The 22411-nt window shown below is 34.1% G+C and carries 24 protein-coding genes; 21 read left to right on the top strand and 3 right to left on the bottom strand.

Annotated features, from left to right (window positions below):
* The first annotated feature begins 11 nt into the window (after nt 1-11).
* From J0N78_RS05205 to pstB (J0N78_RS05160), 10 genes are all read left to right on the top strand, one after another.
* Nucleotides 12-341 carry a ribosomal-processing cysteine protease Prp gene (locus tag J0N78_RS05205; RefSeq protein ID WP_209121967.1) on the top strand — a complete coding sequence of 110 codons (330 nt, stop codon included), beginning with the start codon at nt 12-14 and terminating at the stop codon, nt 339-341.
* 14 nt (nt 342-355) lie between these two features.
* Nucleotides 356-640, top strand: a complete 285-nt coding sequence (rpmA, locus tag J0N78_RS05200; RefSeq protein ID WP_209121966.1) for a 50S ribosomal protein L27 — start codon at nt 356-358, stop codon at nt 638-640.
* A gap of 185 nt (nt 641-825) precedes the next feature.
* Complete coding sequence (mntA, locus tag J0N78_RS05195; RefSeq protein WP_209122133.1) at nt 826-1215, top strand: type VII toxin-antitoxin system MntA family adenylyltransferase antitoxin; 390 nt, start codon at nt 826-828, stop codon at nt 1213-1215.
* Entirely contained in the window at nt 1208-1621 is a 414-nt protein-coding gene (hepT, locus tag J0N78_RS05190; protein ID WP_209121965.1) for a type VII toxin-antitoxin system HepT family RNase toxin, read from the top strand. The genes mntA and hepT overlap by 8 nt, the downstream gene beginning before the upstream one ends.
* Nucleotides 1622-1627: 6 nt before the next feature.
* Nucleotides 1628-2362 (top strand): MBL fold metallo-hydrolase, encoded by a 735-nt coding sequence (locus J0N78_RS05185; RefSeq protein WP_209121964.1) that lies wholly within the window; start codon nt 1628-1630, stop codon nt 2360-2362.
* 220 nt (nt 2363-2582) lie between these two features.
* Nucleotides 2583-3236 carry a phosphate signaling complex protein PhoU gene (gene phoU / locus J0N78_RS05180; RefSeq protein ID WP_209121963.1) on the top strand — a complete coding sequence of 218 codons (654 nt, stop codon included), beginning with the start codon at nt 2583-2585 and terminating at the stop codon, nt 3234-3236.
* A gap of 433 nt (nt 3237-3669) precedes the next feature.
* Nucleotides 3670-4674, top strand: a complete 1005-nt coding sequence (locus J0N78_RS05175) for a PstS family phosphate ABC transporter substrate-binding protein (RefSeq protein WP_209121962.1) — start codon at nt 3670-3672, stop codon at nt 4672-4674.
* An 89-nt stretch (nt 4675-4763) separates the two neighbouring features.
* Nucleotides 4764-5720 (top strand): phosphate ABC transporter permease subunit PstC, encoded by a 957-nt coding sequence (gene pstC / locus J0N78_RS05170; protein ID WP_209121961.1) that lies wholly within the window; start codon nt 4764-4766, stop codon nt 5718-5720.
* Nucleotides 5721-5722: 2 nt separating this feature from the next.
* On the top strand, nt 5723-6607 hold the full coding sequence (gene pstA / locus J0N78_RS05165; RefSeq protein WP_209121960.1) for a phosphate ABC transporter permease PstA: 885 nt from the start codon (nt 5723-5725) through the stop codon (nt 6605-6607).
* 56 nt (nt 6608-6663) lie between these two features.
* Entirely contained in the window at nt 6664-7500 is an 837-nt protein-coding gene (gene pstB / locus J0N78_RS05160; RefSeq protein ID WP_209121959.1) for a phosphate ABC transporter ATP-binding protein PstB, read from the top strand.
* Between the two features lie 97 nt (nt 7501-7597).
* Here pstB (J0N78_RS05160) and J0N78_RS05155 read toward each other — a convergent pair whose 3' ends face one another.
* Nucleotides 7598-7786: a hypothetical protein gene (locus J0N78_RS05155; RefSeq protein ID WP_209121958.1), complete on the bottom strand. Its 189-nt coding sequence runs from the start codon at nt 7784-7786 to the stop codon at nt 7598-7600.
* Nucleotides 7787-8013: 227 nt separating this feature from the next.
* Here J0N78_RS05155 and pstB (J0N78_RS05150) point away from each other — a divergent pair, with 227 nt between their 5' ends.
* The 4 genes from pstB (J0N78_RS05150) to J0N78_RS05135 all read left to right on the top strand — a co-directional run bounded on the left by pstB (J0N78_RS05150) (nt 8014) and on the right by J0N78_RS05135 (nt 12055).
* Nucleotides 8014-8832: a phosphate ABC transporter ATP-binding protein PstB gene (gene pstB / locus J0N78_RS05150; protein WP_209122132.1), complete on the top strand. Its 819-nt coding sequence runs from the start codon at nt 8014-8016 to the stop codon at nt 8830-8832.
* A 20-nt stretch (nt 8833-8852) separates the two neighbouring features.
* Nucleotides 8853-9512: a phosphate signaling complex protein PhoU gene (gene phoU, locus J0N78_RS05145; protein WP_209121957.1), complete on the top strand. Its 660-nt coding sequence runs from the start codon at nt 8853-8855 to the stop codon at nt 9510-9512.
* Nucleotides 9513-9749: 237 nt separating this feature from the next.
* Entirely contained in the window at nt 9750-11375 is a 1626-nt protein-coding gene (locus tag J0N78_RS05140; RefSeq protein WP_209121956.1) for a Na/Pi cotransporter family protein, read from the top strand.
* Nucleotides 11376-11689: 314 nt separating this feature from the next.
* Nucleotides 11690-12055 carry a YisL family protein gene (locus tag J0N78_RS05135; protein ID WP_209121955.1) on the top strand — a complete coding sequence of 122 codons (366 nt, stop codon included), beginning with the start codon at nt 11690-11692 and terminating at the stop codon, nt 12053-12055.
* Between the two features lie 55 nt (nt 12056-12110).
* Here the strand turns inward: J0N78_RS05135 and J0N78_RS05130 are convergent, their stop codons facing one another.
* Nucleotides 12111-12803 (bottom strand): SDR family NAD(P)-dependent oxidoreductase, encoded by a 693-nt coding sequence (locus tag J0N78_RS05130; RefSeq protein ID WP_209121954.1) that lies wholly within the window; start codon nt 12801-12803, stop codon nt 12111-12113.
* 381 nt (nt 12804-13184) lie between these two features.
* Entirely contained in the window at nt 13185-14930 is a 1746-nt protein-coding gene (locus J0N78_RS05125; protein WP_247747142.1) for a methyl-accepting chemotaxis protein, read from the bottom strand.
* Between the two features lie 417 nt (nt 14931-15347).
* Between J0N78_RS05125 and J0N78_RS05120 the strand changes: the two genes are divergently transcribed.
* From J0N78_RS05120 to J0N78_RS05090, 7 genes are all read left to right on the top strand, one after another.
* On the top strand, nt 15348-16829 hold the full coding sequence (locus tag J0N78_RS05120; RefSeq protein ID WP_209121953.1) for a methyl-accepting chemotaxis protein: 1482 nt from the start codon (nt 15348-15350) through the stop codon (nt 16827-16829).
* A 384-nt stretch (nt 16830-17213) separates the two neighbouring features.
* The gene (locus J0N78_RS05115) at nt 17214-17642 is read left to right on the top strand and encodes a disulfide oxidoreductase (RefSeq protein ID WP_209121952.1); all 429 of its coding nucleotides are present in this window, start codon (nt 17214-17216) and stop codon (nt 17640-17642) included.
* 6 nt (nt 17643-17648) lie between these two features.
* Nucleotides 17649-18122, top strand: a complete 474-nt coding sequence (locus J0N78_RS05110) for a thioredoxin family protein (RefSeq protein ID WP_209121951.1) — start codon at nt 17649-17651, stop codon at nt 18120-18122.
* 186 nt (nt 18123-18308) lie between these two features.
* Complete coding sequence (locus J0N78_RS05105; protein ID WP_209121950.1) at nt 18309-19283, top strand: YncE family protein; 975 nt, start codon at nt 18309-18311, stop codon at nt 19281-19283.
* Nucleotides 19276-19962, top strand: a complete 687-nt coding sequence (locus J0N78_RS05100; protein ID WP_209121949.1) for a response regulator transcription factor — start codon at nt 19276-19278, stop codon at nt 19960-19962. The genes J0N78_RS05105 and J0N78_RS05100 overlap by 8 nt, the downstream gene beginning before the upstream one ends.
* Entirely contained in the window at nt 19959-21344 is a 1386-nt protein-coding gene (locus tag J0N78_RS05095; RefSeq protein ID WP_209121948.1) for a sensor histidine kinase, read from the top strand. Before J0N78_RS05100 ends, J0N78_RS05095 begins: the two co-directional genes overlap by 4 nt.
* A gap of 167 nt (nt 21345-21511) precedes the next feature.
* Nucleotides 21512-22033 carry a FixH family protein gene (locus tag J0N78_RS05090; protein ID WP_209121947.1) on the top strand — a complete coding sequence of 174 codons (522 nt, stop codon included), beginning with the start codon at nt 21512-21514 and terminating at the stop codon, nt 22031-22033.
* The last annotated feature ends 378 nt before the right edge of the window (nt 22034-22411 follow it).

Genomic DNA, 22411 nt, shown 5'->3' with positions numbered 1-22411 from the left:
TAGGGTAAACGATGATTACAGTTCAAGTAGAACGTAATGAAAAACGACACATACATTCTTTTACAATGAGTGGTCATGCTGGCGCTGGTCCTTATGGTCATGACATTGTTTGTGCTGGTGCTTCTGCAGTATCATTTGGAGCGATCAATGCAATCGCAGAGCTATGTCAAGTGGAACCCCATATTGACTTAGAAGGAGACGGTGGCTTTCTCCGCTGTACAGTTCCAGATGGACTAGATGTACAAACCTATGAGAAAGTACAACTTCTACTAGAAGGAATGGTCGTCGCTTTACGCTCCATTGAAGCAGAGTACGGTAAGCATATTACAATCCAAAATTAGGGGAGGTGAATTCAATGTTAAAAATGAACCTTCAATTTTTTGCAAGTAAAAAAGGGGTAGGTAGTACTAAGAACGGTCGTGACTCTATCTCTAAACGTCTAGGTACAAAACGTGCTGACGGACAGCAAGTTACAGGTGGTTCTATCCTAGTACGTCAACGTGGAACTCGCATTTACCCAGGTGTAAACGTAGGTAAAGGTGGAGATGACACGTTATTTGCGAAAGTAGACGGCGTTGTAAAATTCGAGCGCGTTGGACGTGATCGCAAACAAGTAAGTGTATACCCAGCAGCTCAATAATGCTGCCAAAGCTCCTAAACTCATATGAGTTTAGGAGCTTTTTTATGGTGCCTGGCATCTTTAGTCCACTAAAGGTGCTAGGCACCATGAAAAAGCAGGAAATTTATGTATAGAGAACGAATTAATTATACATGATGAATATAGAAGTATGAGAGGTGAGCAATCAATTGAAGTCTTTAGCGGAAATGGAAAAGATTATTGTAGATGAACTCGTTCTTCGTCTTAAACCTGCTTTCATTTATCTATTTGGTTCGTACGCTAAAGGAACAATGACAGAGGATAGTGACGTTGATATTGCTTATTTCTCAAACAGTTCATTAACAAGTTATGAGAACTTTATGCTCGCTCAACATTTAGCTGATCTTGTTAAAAAAGAAGTAGATTTAATTGATATCAAACAAGCATCTACTGTATTTCAAGCTCAGATAGTGGGCTTTGGAAAGATTATTTATTGCTCGAACGAAAAAAACCGAAAAGAATTTGAAATGTTAACATTAAAAATGTATGCAAAGTTAAATGAAGAACGAAAGCCGATTTTAGATCAAATTAAAGAGAGTGGAAAAGTGTATGAATGATGATGTAATGATAAATAAAATCAACGTTATTGAACGGTGCTTAAATAGGATCGATGAAGAGTATGACAACAATAATGAGAATCTGAAAAATTACACTAAGCAAGATTCTATTATTCTTAATCTGCAAAGAGCATGTGAAGCATCCATTGACTTAGCGATGCATTTGATAGCAATGAAAAAGCTCGGTATTCCCCAAACGAGTAGAGACGCTTTTGATGTTCTGTATGAACAGAAAATAATTGATAAAATATTAGCAGACAAAATGAAAGCAATGGTCGGCTTTAGAAACATTGCTGTTCATGATTATCAAAAACTAAATTTAGATATTTTGGAAAGTATCCTTAAAAATCATCTAACTGATTTTCTAAAATATACACAAGCAGTTCTAGTAACTAAAGGAGAGTGAAGTAGGATGAAGTTTACTGTAGTTGGTTATTGGCATGGATACCCTGAAGCAGGAGAAGCTTCGAGCGGGTATTTACTCGAAAAAGATGGGTTTCGTTTATTGATTGATTGTGGAAGTGGGGTAGTGAGTCATTTACAAAAGTATTGTCCCCTTGATCAGCTGGATGCTTTAATCGTGTCTCATTATCATCATGACCATTTTTCTGATATTGGAGTACTTCAATATGCACGTTTAGTCCATAATGCATGGAAAGGTGAGGAGAAGAAATTAATTGCTTATGGTCATTTACATAATAAAGAAAAATACAATTTACTTTCGTATGAACCTCATGTTACAGCGATTCCATACAATCCAGCGAAAGTATTAAATGTCGGTCCTTTTTCAATATCATTTTTACAGACGAAGCATCCTGAACCATGTTTTGCGATGAAGATTACAGATGGAAACACGACGATTGTGTATACAGCGGATACAAGTTATTTCCAAGAGTTGCATCAATTTGCACTTGATTCCGACCTGCTCATTGCGGAATGTACTTTTTATGAACATCAAGACCCTACAGCCGCTGGGCATATGAATAGCAGAGATGTGGGCATCCTGGCGAAAAACGCAAATGCGAAACAGCTACTACTTACTCATTTGCCTCATTTTGGTGATCATAACGAGCTTACCAAACAAGTCATGTCATATTACGATGGTCAAACTGAACTTGCAAAAACAGGATGGACTTTCGAAAAATAAGCAACGATAACCATGGAATGCTCTATTTTACAAAATGTAAATCAGATTAAGTAGAATAGTGTGATAAATCTGTAAAAGTAATATGAGCACTTTTTTAAAAGATACCTTTATTCTTAAGAAGTCGTTTGCTAGAATAAGATAAAATAGATATAAGATAACTATCTTTGAAAAACGAACAGATCTTACTGGGCATTATGGATAAGAAAGTGAAGTGAGGTAAATGTCAGCACGAGAAAGTTTTGAGATAGAACTCAAACAAATAAAGGCTAAAATTTTAGAGATGGGTCAAGTTGTTGAAATGGCACTTCAACAATCCCTAGATGCTTTTAGAGATAATGATCATAATGAAATGAATGCAGTTATTAAAAATGATCGTAAAATTAATCAATTTGAGTTAAGGATTAATGAAACGGTTACGTTACTTATCGCTAAACAACAACCCGTAGCCTCAGATTTACGAAAATTAATCGTGGCTCTAAAAATCTCTAGTGACCTAGAGAGAATTGGTGATTTAGCTGTAGACATAGCGAAAATTGGTAAACGTGTTGAACCATCTGAATTGGATATATACCGTAAACAATTGCTAGAAATTTCAAAGAAAGCAACCGAAATGTTGTCAAGTGCATTAGCTGCTTATTATCATAGCGATGTCTTAAAAGCACAAAAGATTGCTTCACTTGATGATCAAGTCGATCAAATGTATGGTGAATTTATTCAAAAATTATTTAAAATAGAAACCAGTAACAAAAGAGTCAAAATAATAACAAATCTTGCATTTATTGGTAGATATATCGAAAGAATAGCTGATTATGCAACAAACCTTGCAGAATGCATTGTTTATGAAGTCAATGGTCAATATTTTGACTTAAATTAGACGAAAACCAAAAAATTTTAGATAATCACGGCTTGTAAAAAGAGTGAAAACTTTTATTTGTTCCTTTAAGAATTTAAACACCAATTAAAATAAAAGGTAGGATCAGGAAGGTACAATAATATATCCTGATCCTTTTTTTGTTGCTTGTACATATTAACGTTAACAATAATACAAAATAAGAAAAATGATATTCACCATCTTTTTGAGCAATTCTAATTGATGATTTAGAGAGGTAAAAGAAATAGAAAATAGGGGTGAGCTAAACTTAAATTTTATGGTTGATAAGATAACAAAATATACTTTTTTTCGACAACTTTACAAAACCTTTACATTATAACTAAACAAGCTTAATATTGGGCCACTATACTTTGAAATGTGGAGGAGAGAGACCTTTACCAATAAATTTTTCCTAGAGAAAAGGGAGGACAATTCAATGAGTTTGAAAAAGTATTTCATGTTTCTAGTAATGGCTGCACTTATGGTTGTTGTTGCAGCATGTGGAGCTGGTACAGAGGAACCTACTCCAGAAGAAAATACAGGTGCTGAAGCTCCTGCAGAGAATGAAGAAAATACTGAAGAAGCAGCAGAGTTAGAAGGTAGTGTTGTAATTGATGGTTCTGGTACAGTTTATCCTTTAATGGCTGCATTAGCAGAAGAATATATGACTAACGAGCAACAAAACGTATCAGTTGAAGTAAGTCGCGCTGGATCAAGTGCTGGTTTCAAAAAGTTTTTAGTAGAAGACGGTACTGATTTTAATGATGCTTCACGTGCGATAAAAGAAGAAGAAGCAGCAGCTGCAGAAGAACTTGGAATTGAGGTAAAGGAATTCAAAGTAGCTTTAGATGGTTTAACTTTCGTTATTAACCCAGAAAATGATTGGGCAACTGAACTTACACAAGAAGATGTAATCAATATCTTCCGTGCTGACGGTGGGATTAAAAAATGGTCAGACATTAACCCAGACTTCCCAGATGTAGAAATTAGCACATATGGACCAAACGAAAACCATGGAACATATGAATTCTTCTATGAGAACATTCTTGAAGAGCAAGATTTAGTCGAAGGAATTAATCTTCAACAAGAATATTCTACGCTTGTTAATTTAGTATCAGAAGATGTAAATGGTATTGCATTCTTTGGTTTTGGTTATTTTGTGAATAATCAAGATAAACTAAATGCTGTAAAAGTTGATTTTGGTAACGGACCAGTTGAACCTTCACTTGATACAATTGCAGAAGATGGTGACTACGCTCCATTCACTCGTCCAGTTTTCACATATTTAAATGTTAATATGGCAAAAGAAAAGCCGCAAGTATTAGATTATGCCAAATTCGTTGTAAATAATATTAATGAATTTGCTGGACCAACTGGATTTGCACCAATTCCAGAAGCAGAAGTTCAAGAATATGTTGAGTTTTTAGAAGGATTAAAATAAAATTATAAAGTGGATAAGATGAGAGCTGTTGTCAGTTCTCATCTTATTACCATGTAAAAGCTATAGGGCTGGAAGGGGTGCTCCATAAAATGGAAACAAACAGCGCTGAAAAAAAGGGGAAAGCTGTTAGTGTAAGAGAAATAATAGAGAAAAATAAAAATACAAGGAACTTAGCTAATATCACAGAAAAGGTCATGCCCAATTTTCTCTTATTAATTGCAATCATATCAATACTTACAACAATAGGAATAGTTTTTACATTATTGACTGAAACTGTTGAATTTTTTAAACGAGTTCCTTTCGTAGAATTTTTTACCGGAACCGTACTAAAGCCATTAAGTCAAAACCCACAGTTTGGTGTTTTGCCATTATTAACAGGAACGATTATTTCATCTGTTATTGCAATGTTTGTTGCAATTCCAATTGGTTTAATGACAGCAATTTATTTAAGTGAATATGCATCAGATAAGGTTAGAAGAACATTAAAGCCTTTATTAGAGATTTTAGCGGGAATACCGACTATTGTTTATGGATTTTTTGCATTTACATTTGTAACGCCAATATTAAGAGAATTTATACCTGGTCTTGAACCTACGAATATCCTAAGCCCAGGTATTGTTATGGGAATCATGATTATTCCAATGGTAGCATCATTATCAGAAGATGCGATGAGCTCTGTACCTAATGCAATGAGAGAAGGAGCTTTAGCCTTAGGGTCGACTAGACTTGAGGTTACAGGGAAAGTAGTAATTCCTGCTGCCATTTCTGGTATCATTGCTTCATTTGTTCTTGGGATCTCGCGAGCAATTGGTGAGACAATGATTGTAACAATTGCTAGTGGAAGTTCAAAGAACTTTACCTTTGACATTACACAATCTATGCAAACGATGACTGCATATATTGTTGAAGTAACTGGCGGGGATGCGCCTGCTGGTTCTACTATATATTACAGTTTATATGCTGTAGCCATGACTTTATTTATATTTACATTTATTATGAATTTGATTGCCAGATATATCTCTCGTAGATTTAGGGAGGAATATTAATTATGAAATATGTTGATGTTACCCAAGTGCAAAAGAAAATGAATACACGGCTAGTTACGAATAACTTTGCAAAAATGCTATTCTTTCTTTCGACAGCATTTGGATTAGTCGTTTTAGCTGTATTGATATTTAGAGTGCTATCTCAAGGGATTTCATGGATTGATTTGAATTTTATTACTGGTAAATTATCCACTAATGCTGATAAAGCTGGAATTATGGGCGCTGTACTTGGAACACTATGGTTAATGTTAGTTGTTGCACCTGTAACAATGTTCTTAGGTGTTGGGACTGCTATTTATTTAGAGTGTTATGCCAAAAAAGGGCGACTCCAAACAATTATTCAAGCAAATATTTCCAATTTAGCTGGTGTTCCATCGATTGTATTTGGTATATTAGGTCTTACTGTTTTTGTTAGAGCTCTAGATCTTGGAAATGTTGTATTAGCTGGGGGATTAACAATGTCATTGTTAGTTCTGCCGATCGTTGTTGTTGCGAGTCAAGAAGCGATACGTGCGGTACCAAGTTATTTAAGTGAAGCATCTTATGGAATGGGAGCTACAAAGTGGCAGACGATAAAAAATATTGTTTTACCTGCTGCTTTGCCAGGTATACTCACTGGAGCAATTTTGTCGCTTTCCCGTGCGATTGGAGAAACGGCACCACTTATTGTCATAGGAATTCCAGCTTTGTTAATTCCTTTTCCAGGAAATATTATGGATAAATTTACAGTCTTACCGATGCAAATTTATTATTGGACAATTGATTCTGCGCTTGTAGCCGAATATGCGAATTTAGCTGCAGCGACGATTGTTGTTTTGTTATTAGTTTTATTTTTCTTGAATTCAATCGCTGTGATTATAAGAAATAAATTTCAAAGAAGATATTGATCTATTTAGGGGTAATCTAAAGGGCATTTAAACTGATCTATTTAGGGGGTAAAACAATGGGACTGTTATCTTTAAAGGAAAAAAAGAATGTTGATTTAACTTCACAAGAAAGTTCTTCAGAAAACTTACAAGTTAATAAACAGGTCGTTTATGATACAAAGGATTTGAATCTTTGGTATGGAAAGGATCATGCATTAAAGAATATAAATCTTTCTGTATATGAAAAAGAGGTTACTGCAATTATTGGTCCTTCAGGATGTGGAAAATCAACTTATATAAAAACATTAAACCGAATGGTTCAATTAGTTCCGATCGTACGTATATCTGGAGATATAACTTACCGTGGTCAAAACATTTTGGATAAGTCTTTTAAAGTAGAAGATTTAAGAACGCGTGTTGGTATGGTGTTTCAGAAGCCGAATCCGTTTCCAAAATCTATTTATGACAATGTTGCATATGGACCAAGAATTCATGGAATTCGAAATAAAAAAGTACTTGATGAAATTGTTGAACGCAGTCTTCGTGGAGCTGCGATTTGGGATGAAGTAAAAGACCGTCTTAGTGAAAATGCATATGGATTGTCTGGAGGACAGCAACAACGTCTATGTATTGCCCGTTGTTTAGCTATTGAGCCTGATGTAATTTTAATGGATGAGCCGACTTCAGCTTTAGACCCTAAATCAACATTAAAGGTAGAGGAGTTAATCCATGAATTAAAAAAGGAGTACTCCATTATTATCGTAACCCATAACATGCAACAAGCTGCACGTATCTCAGATAAAACAGCGTTCTTTTTAAATGGAGAAGTAGTAGAATATGACCATACGGATAAAATATTCTCAAACCCTTCTGATAAGAGGACAGAGGACTATATTACTGGGCGCTTTGGGTAATAAATTCAGTAATTCGCTATGGCGAAGGGATGATAGTCATAGCATAAACACACCTTTCATTTTACCTGGAAGGTGTGTTCATATATTTATTAGAAATTTAGTTTTTTTGAGATTCGTCATTTAAGAAACTTTGTTCTTCCCGTCTTTTGTCATGATCTACACTATTAATAAAAAAACCTAAATGAGTGATATCGTCAGTTTCGTCTGAATAAAATTTCTCTTGAATTTTTTGATTGGCTTCAGTTGTTGAAGTGGAATTTTCTTCATAACTCTTTTTATTTTTCATTAATTTTTAACTCCTTTTTTAAAGGTTTTACCATATTTATTATTTCACAAATTTTAATATTTATTCTAATTAACTATAACCAACTAATTTAAAACATAATTCATATGATCGTTTATTTTTATATTGTTTTGGAATATTAAAAGAGAATATATTTTTGGTAGTGTACCCTGATTAATTTTCGGTTACTAAAGAGATTTTATTATGACATCACATTTAAGGGGTGTTTGATTTTGACAACTGCAGTATCAGATGATAAAGAAGGAAATAAAAAAGTTGAGAAGCGACAGGAAGAAAATCATGTTTTTGATATTAAAAACCTAAACTTATGGTATGGTCACGATCATGCCTTAAAAAATATTAATTTTACTATTCCCGAAAAAAACGTTACTGCTATCATAGGTCCTTCGGGTTGTGGGAAATCAACATTCATTAAAACCATGAATCGGATGGTGGAAATGGTTCCAACCGTTAGAATAGCAGGTGATATACTATACAGAGATCGAAGTATTTTTGACCCTAAATTTCGTGTAGAAAATTTGAGAACAAAAGTGGGGATGGTTTTCCAGAAGCCAAATCCATTTCCTAAGTCCATTTACGAAAACATTGTTTACGGCCCTCGAATACACGGCATAAGAGAAAAGAAACTTTTAGATGAAATTGTTGAAAAAAGTTTACTCGGGGCTGCAATATGGGAAGAAGTAAAGGATCGCCTACATGAAAATGCTTACGGCCTTTCTGGTGGGCAGCAGCAAAGAATTTGTATTGCTCGATGTTTAGCGATTGAACCTGATGTTATTTTAATGGATGAACCTACATCTGCATTAGATCCTATTTCAACTTTAAAAGTAGAAGAGCTCGTGCAGGAATTAAAAAATGATTTTAGTATTTCAATCGTTACACACAATATGCAACAAGCAGCGCGTATATCTGATAAGACTGCATTTTTTTTAAATGGGGAGTTGGTCGAGTATACAAATACAAATGATTTGTTTTCAACTCCAAAAGATAAACGTACAGAAGATTATATAACCGGTCGTTTTGGGTAATAAGGGAAGGGGTAATTTAAGTGGCTATTCGAGCAAATTTTGATACTGAATTAAAAGAATTAAAAGATCTACTTTTGAAAATGGGTAAGTTGGCAGAAGATGCTTTAAATAAATCGATTATTGCTTTAAAAGAACAAAATACTGATTTGGCACTTGAAGTCATAGATAAAGATTATAAAATTAATCAACTAGAAGAAGAAATTAATGACAAAGGTATCTTAATGATTGCAAAGCAGTCACCAGTGGCATCGGATTTAAGAAGGATAATTGTAGCTTTAAAGATATCCAATGATGTAGAAAGAATTGCTGATTATGCGGTAAACATTGCTAAATCAACCATTAGAGTAGGAGATAAGCCTTTTATTAAGCCTCTTGTTGATATTCCTGAAATGGCAAGACTTACTCAAGGTATGCTATCAAGTTCATTACAGGCTTATTATAAGGAAGATATTACGTTAGCAACAGATTTGGCCGAAATTGATGACCAGGTTGATAAGATGTATGGGAAAACGGTTCAAGAGTTATTAATATTGATGAGTAAAAATCCCGATTCAATTGGACAAATTACACAACTTGCGTTTGTCTGTCGTTATTTAGAAAGAACTGCTGATCATTGTACGAATATATCGGAACATATTATTTATTTAATTAAAGGAAAACGTTACGATTTAAACGATTAATATAAAAAGATGTACACCTAAATTATCAATATAAATTTATTCAGGTTGTTGAGAACGTGTTCTCGACAGCCTTTTTTTCTTTTTTTAGGAAAATAATTAATTAAGTGTTTTTATAGGAAATTTTAAAAGGACAAAATCTTTTGTTTACAATAAATAAATAATTCCTTATTATTGTTAAGGGGATTGTTGTAGAGTTTTGTCGAAGGGGATATATTATTTTGAAGGGATGATATTCAATTGGATTTACAAACAATACTATTTGTATTTTTCGGTGGTCTAGGTATTTTTTTATTTGGTATTAAATCGATGGGTGATGGCCTTCAGAAAATAGCAGGGGATGGATTAAGAGATTTATTAGATCGTTTTACGACGAATCCAATTATGGGAGTAATTGCTGGTATATTTGTAACGATATTGTTACAAACCAGTTCTGGTACTACTGTTTTAACGATCGGCTTAGTTAATGCTGGGTTTATGACATTACAGCAAGCGATTGGTGTAATTTTAGGTGCTAATATTGGTACAACCGTTACTGCTTTCATTATTGGTATTAAAATAACTGATTATGCATTACCCATTATTGCTATAGGGGCATTCCTAATATTCTTTGTTAAAAATCGTAAAGTAAATAATTATGGACAAGTTATCTTTGGATTTGGTGCACTATTTTATGGCTTAAAGTTAATGGGAGATGGAATGAAGCCTCTTAGAGAATTACAAGCTTTTACGGACTTAACAGTAAGTATGAGTGATAATCCTCTTTTAGGAGTAGTTATTGGTACCGCGTTTACAGTTGCTGTTCAAAGTTCTTCGGCATCAATCGGTTTACTGCAAACTCTTTTTGCACAAGGGTCACTGACATTAGACGCAGCATTACCTGTTCTCTTTGGTGATAATATAGGAACAACGATTACTGCGGTATTTGCCGCTATTGGTGCATCTATTGCTGCGAAAAGAGCTGCAGCAACTCATGTTATTTTTAATGTTATTGGTACAATACTAGTATTAATTTTATTGAAGCCTTTTACATTATTGATTTCAATGTTACAAGAAACATTAAATCTTAACCCTGAAATGACGATCGCTTTTGCTCACGGAATATTTAATGTATCTAATACTCTTATTCAATTGCCTTTTATTGCAGTGCTCGCATGGATCGTTGTTAAGCTCATCCCAGGAAAAGATTCTGCTGTTGAATATAAAGCTGTTCATTTAGATGAAGCTTTTATAAGACAGTCTCCAGCTATCGCATTAGGGCAAGGACAAAAAGAAGTGTTAAGAATGGCTGAACTAGCTGAAAAAGGACTTGAAGAGACCGGTCTTTATCTAAAAACTCATAAAAAGAAGCATGGAGAAATTGTTCCACAATTTGAAGATGCGATAAATAACTTAGACAGAAAAATAACCGACTACTTAGTTCAATTATCAGCTCATTCGTTATCTGTGCATGATTCTAAACTGCATTCAACTTTAATGGATACCGTTCGAGATATAGAGCGAATTGGGGATCATATGGAAAACATTATGGAACTAATCGACTATCAAATAGCAAACAAAGTGAAATTTTCAGATACTGCCATTACAGATTTGGACGAAATGTTTGATTTAACACTTTCGACTCTTAGACAATCGATTAAAGCTTTAGAATTAAATGATATAGAAGAAGCTAAAGCGGTTCTTGAAAAAGAAGATCGTATTGATAAGATGGAGCGAGACCTCCGTAAAAAGCACATCATCCGTTTAAATGAAGGTAGATGTACTGGACAATCAGGAATCGTATATGTTGATATAGTAAGTAATTTAGAACGAATTGGAGACCATGCTGTTAATATTGCTGAAGCAGTTATTGGTGAAGAAGAGTAGATCCATTCATGGAGGCTGACATCTATTTTTGTCAGTCTCTTCTTACATTAGAATAAATTGTTTTTTAGTAGTTTCTAATCAGCGTTTTTTCTTTTTCGAAAGGAGCTTACAACGAGATTATCGAAGTAAATAGGTAAAGAGAACAGGAGTTGTAATTATGGGGGAAAATGTAGACCGATTTTTGGCAGCTTTCAATTCGATTGAACAAGATACAAATTCCTTCATTACCTGTAAGGACTATTTCTTTGGTTTCTTTACCGCTATTATATTATAATAGTAGAGGTTCAAATTTTATGTAACTGTAGGAGGATAAAATGTATACAGGATTACTACATACTCACTCAAGTTCATGGGCGATTACAGTACTATTATTTTTTATTGCATATTTCTTACTTAAAGGAAATAAAGAAAAAGGTGCAAAGATCGTTCATATGGTTTTACGTCTTTTCTATGTGATAATGGTTGTCTCTGGAATCGGCTTATTAATCCAATGGAATTTTGCGTTTACATACGTACTTAAAGGAGTTTTAGCGATATCGTTAATTTACTTCATGGAAATATTATTAGTGCGTACGAAAAAAGGAGTTCTTGATGGTAAACAACAAGCTTATTATTGGATAATGCTAATTGCTACATTAATGTTAGTTGTTCTTATTGGTTTTAAAGTATTAACCTTTTAAGTAAAAGAAGCAGACTTAGTAAAGTCTGCTTCTAATTTTTGGTGTAATTTATTGTTTACAACTTCAGCTTCCATTCATCTGCTGTTACAATTTTTCCATGACCAAGTTCTGATTGACATGCTGCATCTAAAAGAATTGGTGCGATGTTTTTTGGGTCTTCACCAAGTGCTTGAATTCCTGTTTTCATTACTCCAGGGTTAAATGCAATTGCAGAAATCCCATTTTGATACTCTTCCTCTTCAACAGTAAATGTTAATGTTTCTAGTGCAGCTTTACTTGCACTATACGCTCCGAATCCACTAGCTCCTTGTCTAGCTAGTCCAGTTGTCAAAGAAATAATTCTCCCTTTTTTTTGCTTTCTCATAAAAGGAATACATTCACGTGACATTAAAAATGCACTTCTCACATTGTTATCAAAATGGTTCTGCCAAGACTCAAGTGATGAATCAGCAATCGTGTAGTTTTCAAAAACAGCTGCGTTGTTAATTAAAACATCAATTTTACCAAATCGGGCAATCGTTTCTTGGACGAAGCGATGTACGTCGTCTTCGATAGATACATCAGCTTGAACCGCTAAAACTTGCGGGGCATAGTCTGATAATAACTGCTCCACCTCTTGAATACGATTTAAATGTCGGCAACAAATCGCGACGTTAGCCCCTGCTTGCGCTGCTTGGATTGCTGTCTCACGACCTAATCCAGTACTTGCTCCAGTAATCATTATTACTTTGTTTTGCAACTGACTCATTTTCATTCCTCCCTTAATCTATCTTGTACGATTATTAATGCGGGGCAACGCTTCAAATCGTTGTATTCTTCAATTCATATATGTTTACTTAGTTTAATGTGTAAGAGTTTAATTGTCAATCTATTTTGAATAATCAACATTGATTCGTTAGAAATTTTACAACTAATTAACATTTACGGATTTACAATCGTCAAAAGCGTGAAAAACAATTATAAGAGAAAATAGAGCGGTACAGACATGTACGTTAATATTTTTAATTTGATTTAAAGAAAAAGACTGACTTGAAACCATTCATTAGAATACTGGTTCAAGTCAGCTTTTTTTATAAAGGTAAAACTTCTACTCAAAAGATACTATAAATAGCTAAGATTTGATTTTGATTTACTTTACTTTGAATCGCTTAGTCAGCGTATAAAGTGATTTCGATAACCCAGTTAGCTTTAAGCCGATTTGATGTGTATTCTCCATCTGGTGGATTTGATGTTCACTTGTAGCAAGCATTTCCTCTGCACTAGCTAAGGTTTCCTGAGATACAGACGAAAAGCTAACTGCAGATTGTTCTAAATTCGGCAATAGTTTTTCTAAGTCCTTTAGCTCACTTTGGAGTACATAGAAATTATTGCTTACATCTTTAATTTCTAACATTAATTCATCAAATGAAACTTTAGAAACATGAGCGCCTTTTAAATTCGTATTTACTTTTGACAGCATTTGTTCGAATTCTTTCATTCCGTCGAGCGTTACTTTTTCCATATTGGTGATGGATTGTGTAATCTCTTCAGTTGCATTAGTAGATTGCTCGGCAAGCTTGCGTACTTCGTTTGCGACTACTGCAAATCCTTTTCCTGCTTCTCCAGCTCTGGCAGCTTCAATAGTTGCATTAAGTGCCAATAGCTTTGTCTGTTCTGCAATCCCTTTTATTAATCCGACTACTTTTGAAATAGAAGAGGAATAATCCTTTATTCCCTGGATTGTTTTGGTCATATGGTCAAAGTCATTTTCAAATGTTTGAATAGTTTCAATTAAATCTGTAATATTTTTCTCTCCACGTTTTGCTGATAAATTCATATCCTCTGAGCTTTTAAAAACGATATCCATTTTGTGTATCATTTCTTCAATTTTAAATCTCATCGACTTAAAGTTGTTAGCACTACTTTCTGAGCTTATTGCCGTTTGTTCTGCACCTAACTTTACAACATTAATAGCTTCTATGAGCTGATGACTATATGTAAGAGCATGGTCGGAAGAATGTTTTAACTCATTTCCTCGATTTTCTAATGAAGACGTGGTGTCCTCTAGTTCATTAAGCATTTCACGCATATAAGCTATCATTGCAACGTAACTTTTATGTAATGAATTAATTTCTGGTAAAGTTGTTTTAATGTTTTCAGGGGTGCTTAATTTCCCTTCTCGAACTTCTTTCATTGTGTTTCTTAATAGGGATAGTGGTTTAGTTAACGTTCTTACAAATAACATAATAAGAATAGTAGAGATTACTATACTAGAAATAATGACCGCTAGTGTAAAGTGAGCCATCTTATTAACTTGAGCCATATAAGAAGCTGTAGGGACAACTAGCATATATATCCCATCGATTTCTTTCATATCTTGATAAGAAATAGTAAACTTTTCTCCGTTTATAGTGTAATGAACTACACCTTTTTCATTTTCAGTAATTTGTCCAATCATTTCATCAGAAAAGGAAAGCTGTTTCTCATTACTAACCTTAAAAGGGGTGACTTCATTATTATTTGCTATATAGAAAAAGTCAGGAAAGATACCATCTTTATTCAGTTGTTCTTGTTGGTCTCTTATATTTAATTCGAGTTGTTGCCTAAAATATTGATCATCACTTACATATAGAAACTTTAGATTTTCTGCAATGTGCCCGATTAAATCTGTTTCACGAATTAACCGATTTTCGATTGAGTTTACAGTCATTTCTTTTGCTTTTAAATAAGAACTAAAACCGACTATATTAATAGATAAAACTAATAATGAAACAAAAAGGACTAATAAGCGGTTTTGTAAACTGAAATTTTGAAAAAATCGGTTTAAAAACCCGATCCCTTTAACTTTCTTATTATTACCTACTATTTTCTTTCGTCTAATAATTTTGTTTTGCAATTATGTAACCTCCAAAAAACCAACAAATTTTGACATGATATTTTTCAATTATAAATGATAATTGTTAAGGGATTGTAAATTTTAAATTAACGATATATAAATTCAGACATTTTCAAAACCTTCACGCTATGCGTGAAGAGCCAAGCATCCACTTGGCTTACGGTCCAAAAGCTAAAAGCAACAATCTTTGAGAAAAGAGCCAATTTTTATGATGAAACATAGAAATATTTTCATGCTGAGAGTAAAGGAGCTACCTCTTATATAAATTGGAATAGGAAATTAGTTGTTGTATAGTTTTCATAATTTTTGTAAAATGATATTAATATATTTTCGAAAATAAATTTGTATATAAAACTATTTAAATGAGTGATTATTCATTCATTAAAAGTTCGTTATATACTAGAAAGGGGAGTTCTTATGTCATTTGAAAGTAAACGAGAGACCTATATTTCAAGAAATAAGTTAGTTGCGAATTTAATGTGGGGATCATTTTTATTAGGTCTTGCAAGTAATTTTATTAGTAATGTACCAATAAACGGAATTATTGCGTATGCTATTACAGGACTCTGTCTAACTTTATTAATACATGTAATCGCTTACCAAAAGTGGTTGCCTTTTCATTTACAATTTATTATCGCTATTAATTTTGGTATTTTAACATTCGTTATGGGGATTACTTCACCAAAGCTTTCAAATTATTTAATGATTTATGTAAGTCTTATTTTTATTACGTTATATCATAATTATCGTTCGATTGCCGTGTCAGGTGCTGTCGGTTTAGTACTAACAAATTACTTTTTTTTCTCTTTGCGTGACTCGATGTTTGCTGGACTAGATAGTGGGATCCTTGTATCTTTAAATGTATTTGTAATTATTATCACTGCTGTTCTAATCGCACAAGCACGGATTGGAGAGAAAATGCAAAAAGCAGTTGAAACAAAAGGAAAGGAAGCACTTGTTGGAAAGGAAAAAGTAGATCAGTTACTTGAAAAGGTATCTAATTCTGTTAAGGTGATTACGGAGTTTAGCCAACAAGTGAAATCGAATATTGAAGCAACTCAGATGGTTTCAACAGACTTAACGTCAACATTTTCGGAAGTAGCTAAAGGTGTAGAAACACAAGCTTCAACTGTTAGTGAAATTAACGAATCAATGAGTGACAAAAATAAAGCTGTTCTTAATGTTTCGACATTTTCACAATCTGTTAAACAGGTAGCCACTGAAACACTGACACATACAAACAGTGGTCATGACAGAGTCAAAGAGTTAAGTAAAACAATGGACAATGTTCAATCCGTGATCACGGCTGCAGCTACTGTGATGAAAGAATTAAATGAACAGAGTCAAAAGATCAGTTCGATCTTAACGACAATTAGTGATATTTCTAATCAAACGAACTTACTAGCCCTTAATGCATCAATTGAGGCAGCTAGGGCAGGGGAGCATGGAAGAGGTTTTGTCGTCGTTGCAAATGAAGTTAAACGATTAGCTGAAGATTCGCAACGTTCAACAAAAGAAATTGAAAGTATTCTACAAGACATTAAAAGAAAAACTGAAGAGGTGACAGAAGAGGTTCAAAAAGGAGAAAGTGTTGTTGGTGAAAGTATTAAAGTGACAAAAGAAACCGAAGTAAGCTTTAATGAAATCTTACGAAATACACAAGCTGTTGTTTCATTCAGTCAAAAACTCGATGACATGGTTTTAATACTTGAAAATGCATCTAATAAAATTAAAGGAGAATTATCTGAAGTAAAGAATGTAACTCAAGAATCGAGTGCGATGGTTGAAGAAGTGTTTGCGAACGTCGAAGAGCAGCATAAATACATAGTAGAAATCATCGCTAGTTTTAAAGAATTAGAAAGTTTAACGAGAGAACTCAATGGGCTTGTAAATAAGTGAGAGACAGGATGATGGGTATCTCGTTCAGTTAAAAAGGAGAAAAATTGAAATTACCGCTAAATTCCCTGTCATTTTAGTTAAAAATAACAATTACATTTACATAAAAAAGCGCATTGGTTCAACATCCAATGTGCTTTTCTTAGGTCTTGGTCCACTTAGACATCTGATAGCACGATATGAGATTTCATTTGTTATAAATTTTGGTGGACACTTAATCCGTTAAACGGGATAAAAGGATATAAATTTAAAAACTAAAGGTTCTGGCTTCATAATTTATTCATAATATCCTTTTATTATAGTTTGGTATTCGATTGCTGTGTCGTCGTTTTTTCTGTACTATTAGGATTAGCGAGATAGCATTAATAAAGTTAATGAGGGTGAAAGATGAGCATTCAAAACAAACAAAAAGAAAATTTACTTTTTGCTGCATGGAGTGTTTCGCTATTAGCAACGGTTGGTAGTTTGTTTTTTTCAGAAGTGATGGGCTATATTCCGTGTGAACTTTGTTGGTATCAGCGTATTTTCATGTATCCTATTGTGATTATTTTAGGGATAGGAGTTTTAAAAAGAGATTTTAAACAAGCTCTTTATTCTGCTGTATTTTCAGGTATCGGAATTTTAATAGCTTTCTATCATTATTTACTGCAAAAAGTGCCAGGCATGACTGAATTAGATTCATGTGGACTTGTTCCGTGTGCGGGGCAGTATATTAATTGGTTAGGGTTTATTACGATTCCATTTTTGGCTTTAGTTGGCTTTACATTGATTTTTGTAATAAGTGTAGTTCTATTAAAAACAAATCAAGGGAGATAGAAACTGATGAAAAAAATTATTATTTTTTTAGTGATCGTTGTAGGGCTATTTGCAGCATTAGCGATCGTTAATAATGTATCAATGAGTAAAAAGGTTGAAGGGAACCCATTTGGGAAGTCTAAACTTCATCCGGAAACAGTCAAACAATTAGACAACCCCAATTATCAAAATATTATTTTACCTGAAGAGCTTAAAACATCTTTAGAAAATGGTGAGAGTTTGACCGTCTATTTTTATCAACCGACATGTCCTGCTTGTGTTGAAACATCACCTATAATTGTCCCAATGACCGCAAAAATGGGAATAGATTTAAAATTGTACAACCTTCTAGAATTTAATGAAGGCTGGGCCGATTATAATATCCAATCGACTCCAACAATCGTTCATTACCAGGATGGTCAGGAACTGACAAGAGTAGAAGGATTATATCCTGAAGAACAATATAACCTTTGGTTTGAGCAAATAAAAGCTCTAGACTAAAAGATGAAGATCAAAGAGAGGCTGACTTATTAATGTTAGCCTCTCTTTTTACCATTCGCAGCAATAAATCGTGGATTGATAAACTTCCTTAATTAATGTGCCAATGATTTAAGATTATTTCACAAACCCATCACAATTGTATAGTATTTTTAAGAGAGCCAATAATGAACTAGCATAGGTGATGATATGAAAAAAAATTTGATTATATTTGTATTCATATTCTTGTTAGCAGGATGTCAACCACTTCATTTATCACTTCCTGATAATGAACCACTAATGTTGATTTCTCATTTGAAAGAAAAGAAGCTAAGCTTTATTGATCTTACTACGTTAGATGTTGTATATTCTGAGGCTTTTCCATTTGAGATACATTCATTAGAAATGGTAGCACCAAATCAAGTGATTCTTGCTGGAAAATTAGAAGAAGAATTATTATTACTTGATCTACGGTCAGGTAGCATCGAAACACTTTTTGAATTTGGACAAGGAATAACAAGTATGAACTTTGATAAGCGGGAACAGCATTTAATATTAACTGATGCGAAAAACAATCAATTACATGTTTATCATTTGAAAAAGAAAGAAAAGGTCACTTCAATTGATGTAGGGAAAAATCCACTTCAAGCAACTCTAGACGATGATGGAAAATATATTTATGTTATTAGTGGGGGGCCCTCTACAGTTACTGTTATTGATAGGACTACTTTTGAAGTGAAATTAACATTTCCTGTCGTGGAAATGCCGACTGATATACATTTTGACGGTCAATATATTTGGATAGCCGGGCATGGTCACTTTACAAAATGGAGCGAGAGTATTAAGGCATACGACCCTCTAACAGGTAAAAAAGTAAAAGAAATTCAAGTAGGTTTAATGCCTGTTTACTTTTATGCGGACTCGATAGGAGATGAATTTTATGTGCTATGTCATGGTTCAAATGAGTTGTATGTGATTGACCGTAACAATTATCAAGTTAAGCAATCTGTTAGGGTTGGTGATAATCCACATTATATGAGTGCGTCAGAGCGTCATCTATTTGTTACAAGTTTAGATGGGAATAAATTATCGGTGATTGATCGGGATACTTATAAGGTGGAAACCGAAATTGAATTAACTGCTGGACCTTTTGGGATTGCCATAGGAGAGTTAGAAAATGAGTAAAAAAACAATTTTAGTAGTTGATGACGAGAAGGAGTTAGTGGACCTAGTTTCGTCTTATCTTTTAAAAGAAGGATTTCGTGTATTACAAGCCTATGATGGTAGTGAAGTATTTTCTATTTTACAACGAGAAATTATCGACCTCATCGTTTTAGATGTCATGATGCCTAGGTTAGATGGGATTACAGCATGTGAGAAAATAAGAAAAAAGTGGACGGTTCCAATTATTATGCTAACAGCTAAAGGTGGGGAGATGGATCGTGTACAAGGATTAAAAATTGGTGCAGATGACTATGTTGTAAAGCCGTTTAGTCCAAAGGAGCTCGTCGCTCGAATTGAAGCACAGCTCCGTCGGGGGGAATTAGCAAAAGGAAAATTCTCGACGATTCGCTACAGGACATTTGAAATCGATCTAGAAGGAAGGGCTGTTCGTGTTAACGGACGCTATGTGACATTGACGAGAAAGGAATATGACTTGCTTTTATATCTTGTTCAGCATGAAAGACAAGTGTTTAGTCGAGAGCAAATTCATGATTATGTATGGGGAATAGATTATGAGAAAGGTACGTTTCGTACTGTCGATACCCATATTAAGACACTGCGCATCAAATTAGGGGAGTATGGCAACTGGATTCAAACCGTCTGGGGTGTAGGATATAAGTTTGAAGGTGACAATGAATGAAGGGAAGTACTTTAAAGCAACGGGTTTGGATATCTTTTATATTACTTATTTCGTTAACGGTAATCGTGATTATTGTTTTGACATACTTTTTATATGAAAAATTTTATGTTGAAAAACAAATCGACTTCCTGCAATCTCATGGACAGGCTATCGCTTCTCAATATGATCAACTTTCACAGGTAGAGTTCATAGAAAAAGTTCATTGGCTTGATAATATATTAGATATTAACGTCATTTATACAGCAGACCCTATGCTATTAAGCGGGGGCCTTCCATTTGAGGTGGAGATTGAAGAAACTTTAATAACGTTTGATGAACGACAAGTTCTACTAGAAGGGGAAACGCTCGTATTTATCCGTGAACACCCTCGGTTCGAACAAGATATATTGGCCGTCGTTACTCCGATAATGAAGATGAATGGACTTGAAGCCGTATTGTTTTTATATATGCCGTTAGTCGCTATCGATGAACCATTTGAACCAATAAGAAATATACTTATTGGTCTAGTTGCTTTCATAATTATCATAGTTAGTTTTGTTACTCGTAAAATTACAAGCTATTTTATTCATCCAATCGAGAAAATAACGGAAGTGACAAATCAAATGGCAGAGGGCGATTTTTCTGAACGGCTGAAAATTATACGTAATGACGAACTAGGCCAGTTAGCTACATCATTTAATCGAATGTCCTTTTCACTTGAAGAAGTTGAGATGAAGCGAAGAGAATTCCTATCCAATGTATCGCATGAACTACGTACACCAATTAGCTATATGCAAGGCTATACAGAAGCATTTGAAGAAGACATGATTACTCAAGAAAAATATGTACAAACAATGAAAAAAGAGACGGCATATATTAGTAGGCTTGTCGATGATTTATTGGACTTAGCTCAGCTTGAAGGTGACACGTATCCGATCACAAAAGTTCCGTTTCCATTTGCACAACTTATTGATGATGTTATTCAGAAATTTGAGTGGAATGCAAATGATAAAAAGCTAACCATAAGGAAAGAACTAGATGAAGAAATTATTGTTGAAGGTGACGAAGACCGTCTAGCACAAGTTATTTCAAATGTTCTCAGTAATGCGATTCGATATAGTAAAGAATATGGAATGATCGGTGTTCGTCTTTATGCAAAAAATAATGAAGCAGTAATAACGATTAATGATAAAGGAATAGGTATTCCGAAAGAAGATATTGGCAAAATTACCGAACGTTTTTATCGAGTAAATAAAGGGCGTACTCGTAAAGACGGCGGAACAGGCTTAGGTTTGGCCATCGTCCAACAAATAGTGAAGCTTCATGGTGGTAGACTTACCATTGAATCTGAAGAGGGGGGTGGTACGACTGTTACTATCTTTATCCCTCTTTATTTGTCTTAAATAGTATCCCTCCAAATTTAGAAGGTGCTATGTTGAACTTGGTATGTTCAAAAATTTGTTTAAGAGACTTCATTGTTTTATCACAAATGAGCGTTACGTTTTGATTAGAAGGTTTTCAGCTAGAGTATTGTTAATGAAATCATTATTATTAAAGGGAGTTTTTCGATATGAAAAAGAAATTAAGTATAATCAGCTCGGTTTTGTTACTAGGACTGATGACAGCTTGTGGACAAACAGAAGGTGAAGGACAATCTGAGGTAACAACTGGTCCTTGTGAAAATACACTTGTACCTATCGAAGTTGACTTTTCTTTTGAACCTGAACATCCAGAAAGTGGACAAAGTATCCAATTTACTGCACATGTTACACATGAAGGTTTTGCTGTTGAGGATGCTGAGGACGTAAAAATTGAAATTTGGGAGCATGCTAATCCAGATTATCATCATAAAGTTGAAACAGAAAATGAAGGAAATGGAGTATACACATTAGAATGGCCATTCCAGGAAGAGGGTGTATATTATGCGTATTATCATGTAACCGCATGTAGTATGCATCGGATGGAAAAAGAGATGATTGTTGTAGGTGATGTTGATGTAGAAGCGATCACTGCTCAGCCTGACACTGTTACAACGAAAATGGAAGGTTTTCACGAACATGAAGATGGTGATGACCATCAGCATAATCATTAAAAGTTTTGTTAAAACATCCAAGTGTTCTTTGCTTCATTTCTAATCACATAGTTCACCTCAAAAATCTTAGAAAGATAATTCTAAAGAGTTCTGTTGTCATGCAGAAACACAAAGAATAACGTATCAATTAGAAGCTTGAATCAAATATTGATTTGGGCTTTTATTATTATTGTTAATGAAAGGCTGTTTTATTTTCAAAACCTTCACGCTATGCGTGAAGAGCCAAGCATCCGCTTGGCTTACGGTCCAAAAGCTAAAAGCAACAATCTTTGAGAAAAGAGCCTAATGAAAAATAGGATTGTAAAGCTTTTGCGGACATCAGGGACGCTATTTCATAGAAAACTCAGGTTAAACCTATTGCAAGTATCGCGTAAATTC

Source organism: Alkalihalobacillus sp. BA299 (assembly GCF_017745675.1).
Classification (GTDB): domain Bacteria; phylum Bacillota; class Bacilli; order Bacillales; family Bacillaceae_F; genus Alkalihalobacterium.
The sequence above is the reverse complement of the archived record's forward strand: the minus strand, read 5'-3'. Positions and strand labels throughout refer to the sequence as shown.

Coding starts and splice junctions, on each gene's coding strand:
- J0N78_RS05135 (WP_209121955.1), top strand. CDS start 11,690: ATGTATACAGGATTACTACATACTCACTCAAGTTCATGGGCGATTACA.
- hepT (WP_209121965.1), top strand. CDS start 1,208: ATGAATGATGATGTAATGATAAATAAAATCAACGTTATTGAACGGTGC.
- J0N78_RS05130 (WP_209121954.1), bottom strand. CDS start 12,803: ATGAGTCAGTTGCAAAACAAAGTAATAATGATTACTGGAGCAAGTACT.
- phoU (WP_209121963.1), top strand. CDS start 2,583: ATGTCAGCACGAGAAAGTTTTGAGATAGAACTCAAACAAATAAAGGCT.
- J0N78_RS05090 (WP_209121947.1), top strand. CDS start 21,512: ATGAAAAAGAAATTAAGTATAATCAGCTCGGTTTTGTTACTAGGACTG.
- rpmA (WP_209121966.1), top strand. CDS start 356: ATGTTAAAAATGAACCTTCAATTTTTTGCAAGTAAAAAAGGGGTAGGT.
- pstB (WP_209121959.1), top strand. CDS start 6,664: ATGGGACTGTTATCTTTAAAGGAAAAAAAGAATGTTGATTTAACTTCA.
- J0N78_RS05205 (WP_209121967.1), top strand. CDS start 12: ATGATTACAGTTCAAGTAGAACGTAATGAAAAACGACACATACATTCT.
- J0N78_RS05110 (WP_209121951.1), top strand. CDS start 17,649: ATGAAAAAAATTATTATTTTTTTAGTGATCGTTGTAGGGCTATTTGCA.
- J0N78_RS05175 (WP_209121962.1), top strand. CDS start 3,670: ATGAGTTTGAAAAAGTATTTCATGTTTCTAGTAATGGCTGCACTTATG.
- J0N78_RS05105 (WP_209121950.1), top strand. CDS start 18,309: ATGAAAAAAAATTTGATTATATTTGTATTCATATTCTTGTTAGCAGGA.
- J0N78_RS05115 (WP_209121952.1), top strand. CDS start 17,214: ATGAGCATTCAAAACAAACAAAAAGAAAATTTACTTTTTGCTGCATGG.
- mntA (WP_209122133.1), top strand. CDS start 826: ATGGAAAAGATTATTGTAGATGAACTCGTTCTTCGTCTTAAACCTGCT.
- pstC (WP_209121961.1), top strand. CDS start 4,764: ATGGAAACAAACAGCGCTGAAAAAAAGGGGAAAGCTGTTAGTGTAAGA.
- J0N78_RS05185 (WP_209121964.1), top strand. CDS start 1,628: ATGAAGTTTACTGTAGTTGGTTATTGGCATGGATACCCTGAAGCAGGA.
- J0N78_RS05100 (WP_209121949.1), top strand. CDS start 19,276: ATGAGTAAAAAAACAATTTTAGTAGTTGATGACGAGAAGGAGTTAGTG.
- J0N78_RS05155 (WP_209121958.1), bottom strand. CDS start 7,786: ATGAAAAATAAAAAGAGTTATGAAGAAAATTCCACTTCAACAACTGAA.
- J0N78_RS05095 (WP_209121948.1), top strand. CDS start 19,959: ATGAAGGGAAGTACTTTAAAGCAACGGGTTTGGATATCTTTTATATTA.
- pstA (WP_209121960.1), top strand. CDS start 5,723: ATGAAATATGTTGATGTTACCCAAGTGCAAAAGAAAATGAATACACGG.
- J0N78_RS05120 (WP_209121953.1), top strand. CDS start 15,348: ATGTCATTTGAAAGTAAACGAGAGACCTATATTTCAAGAAATAAGTTA.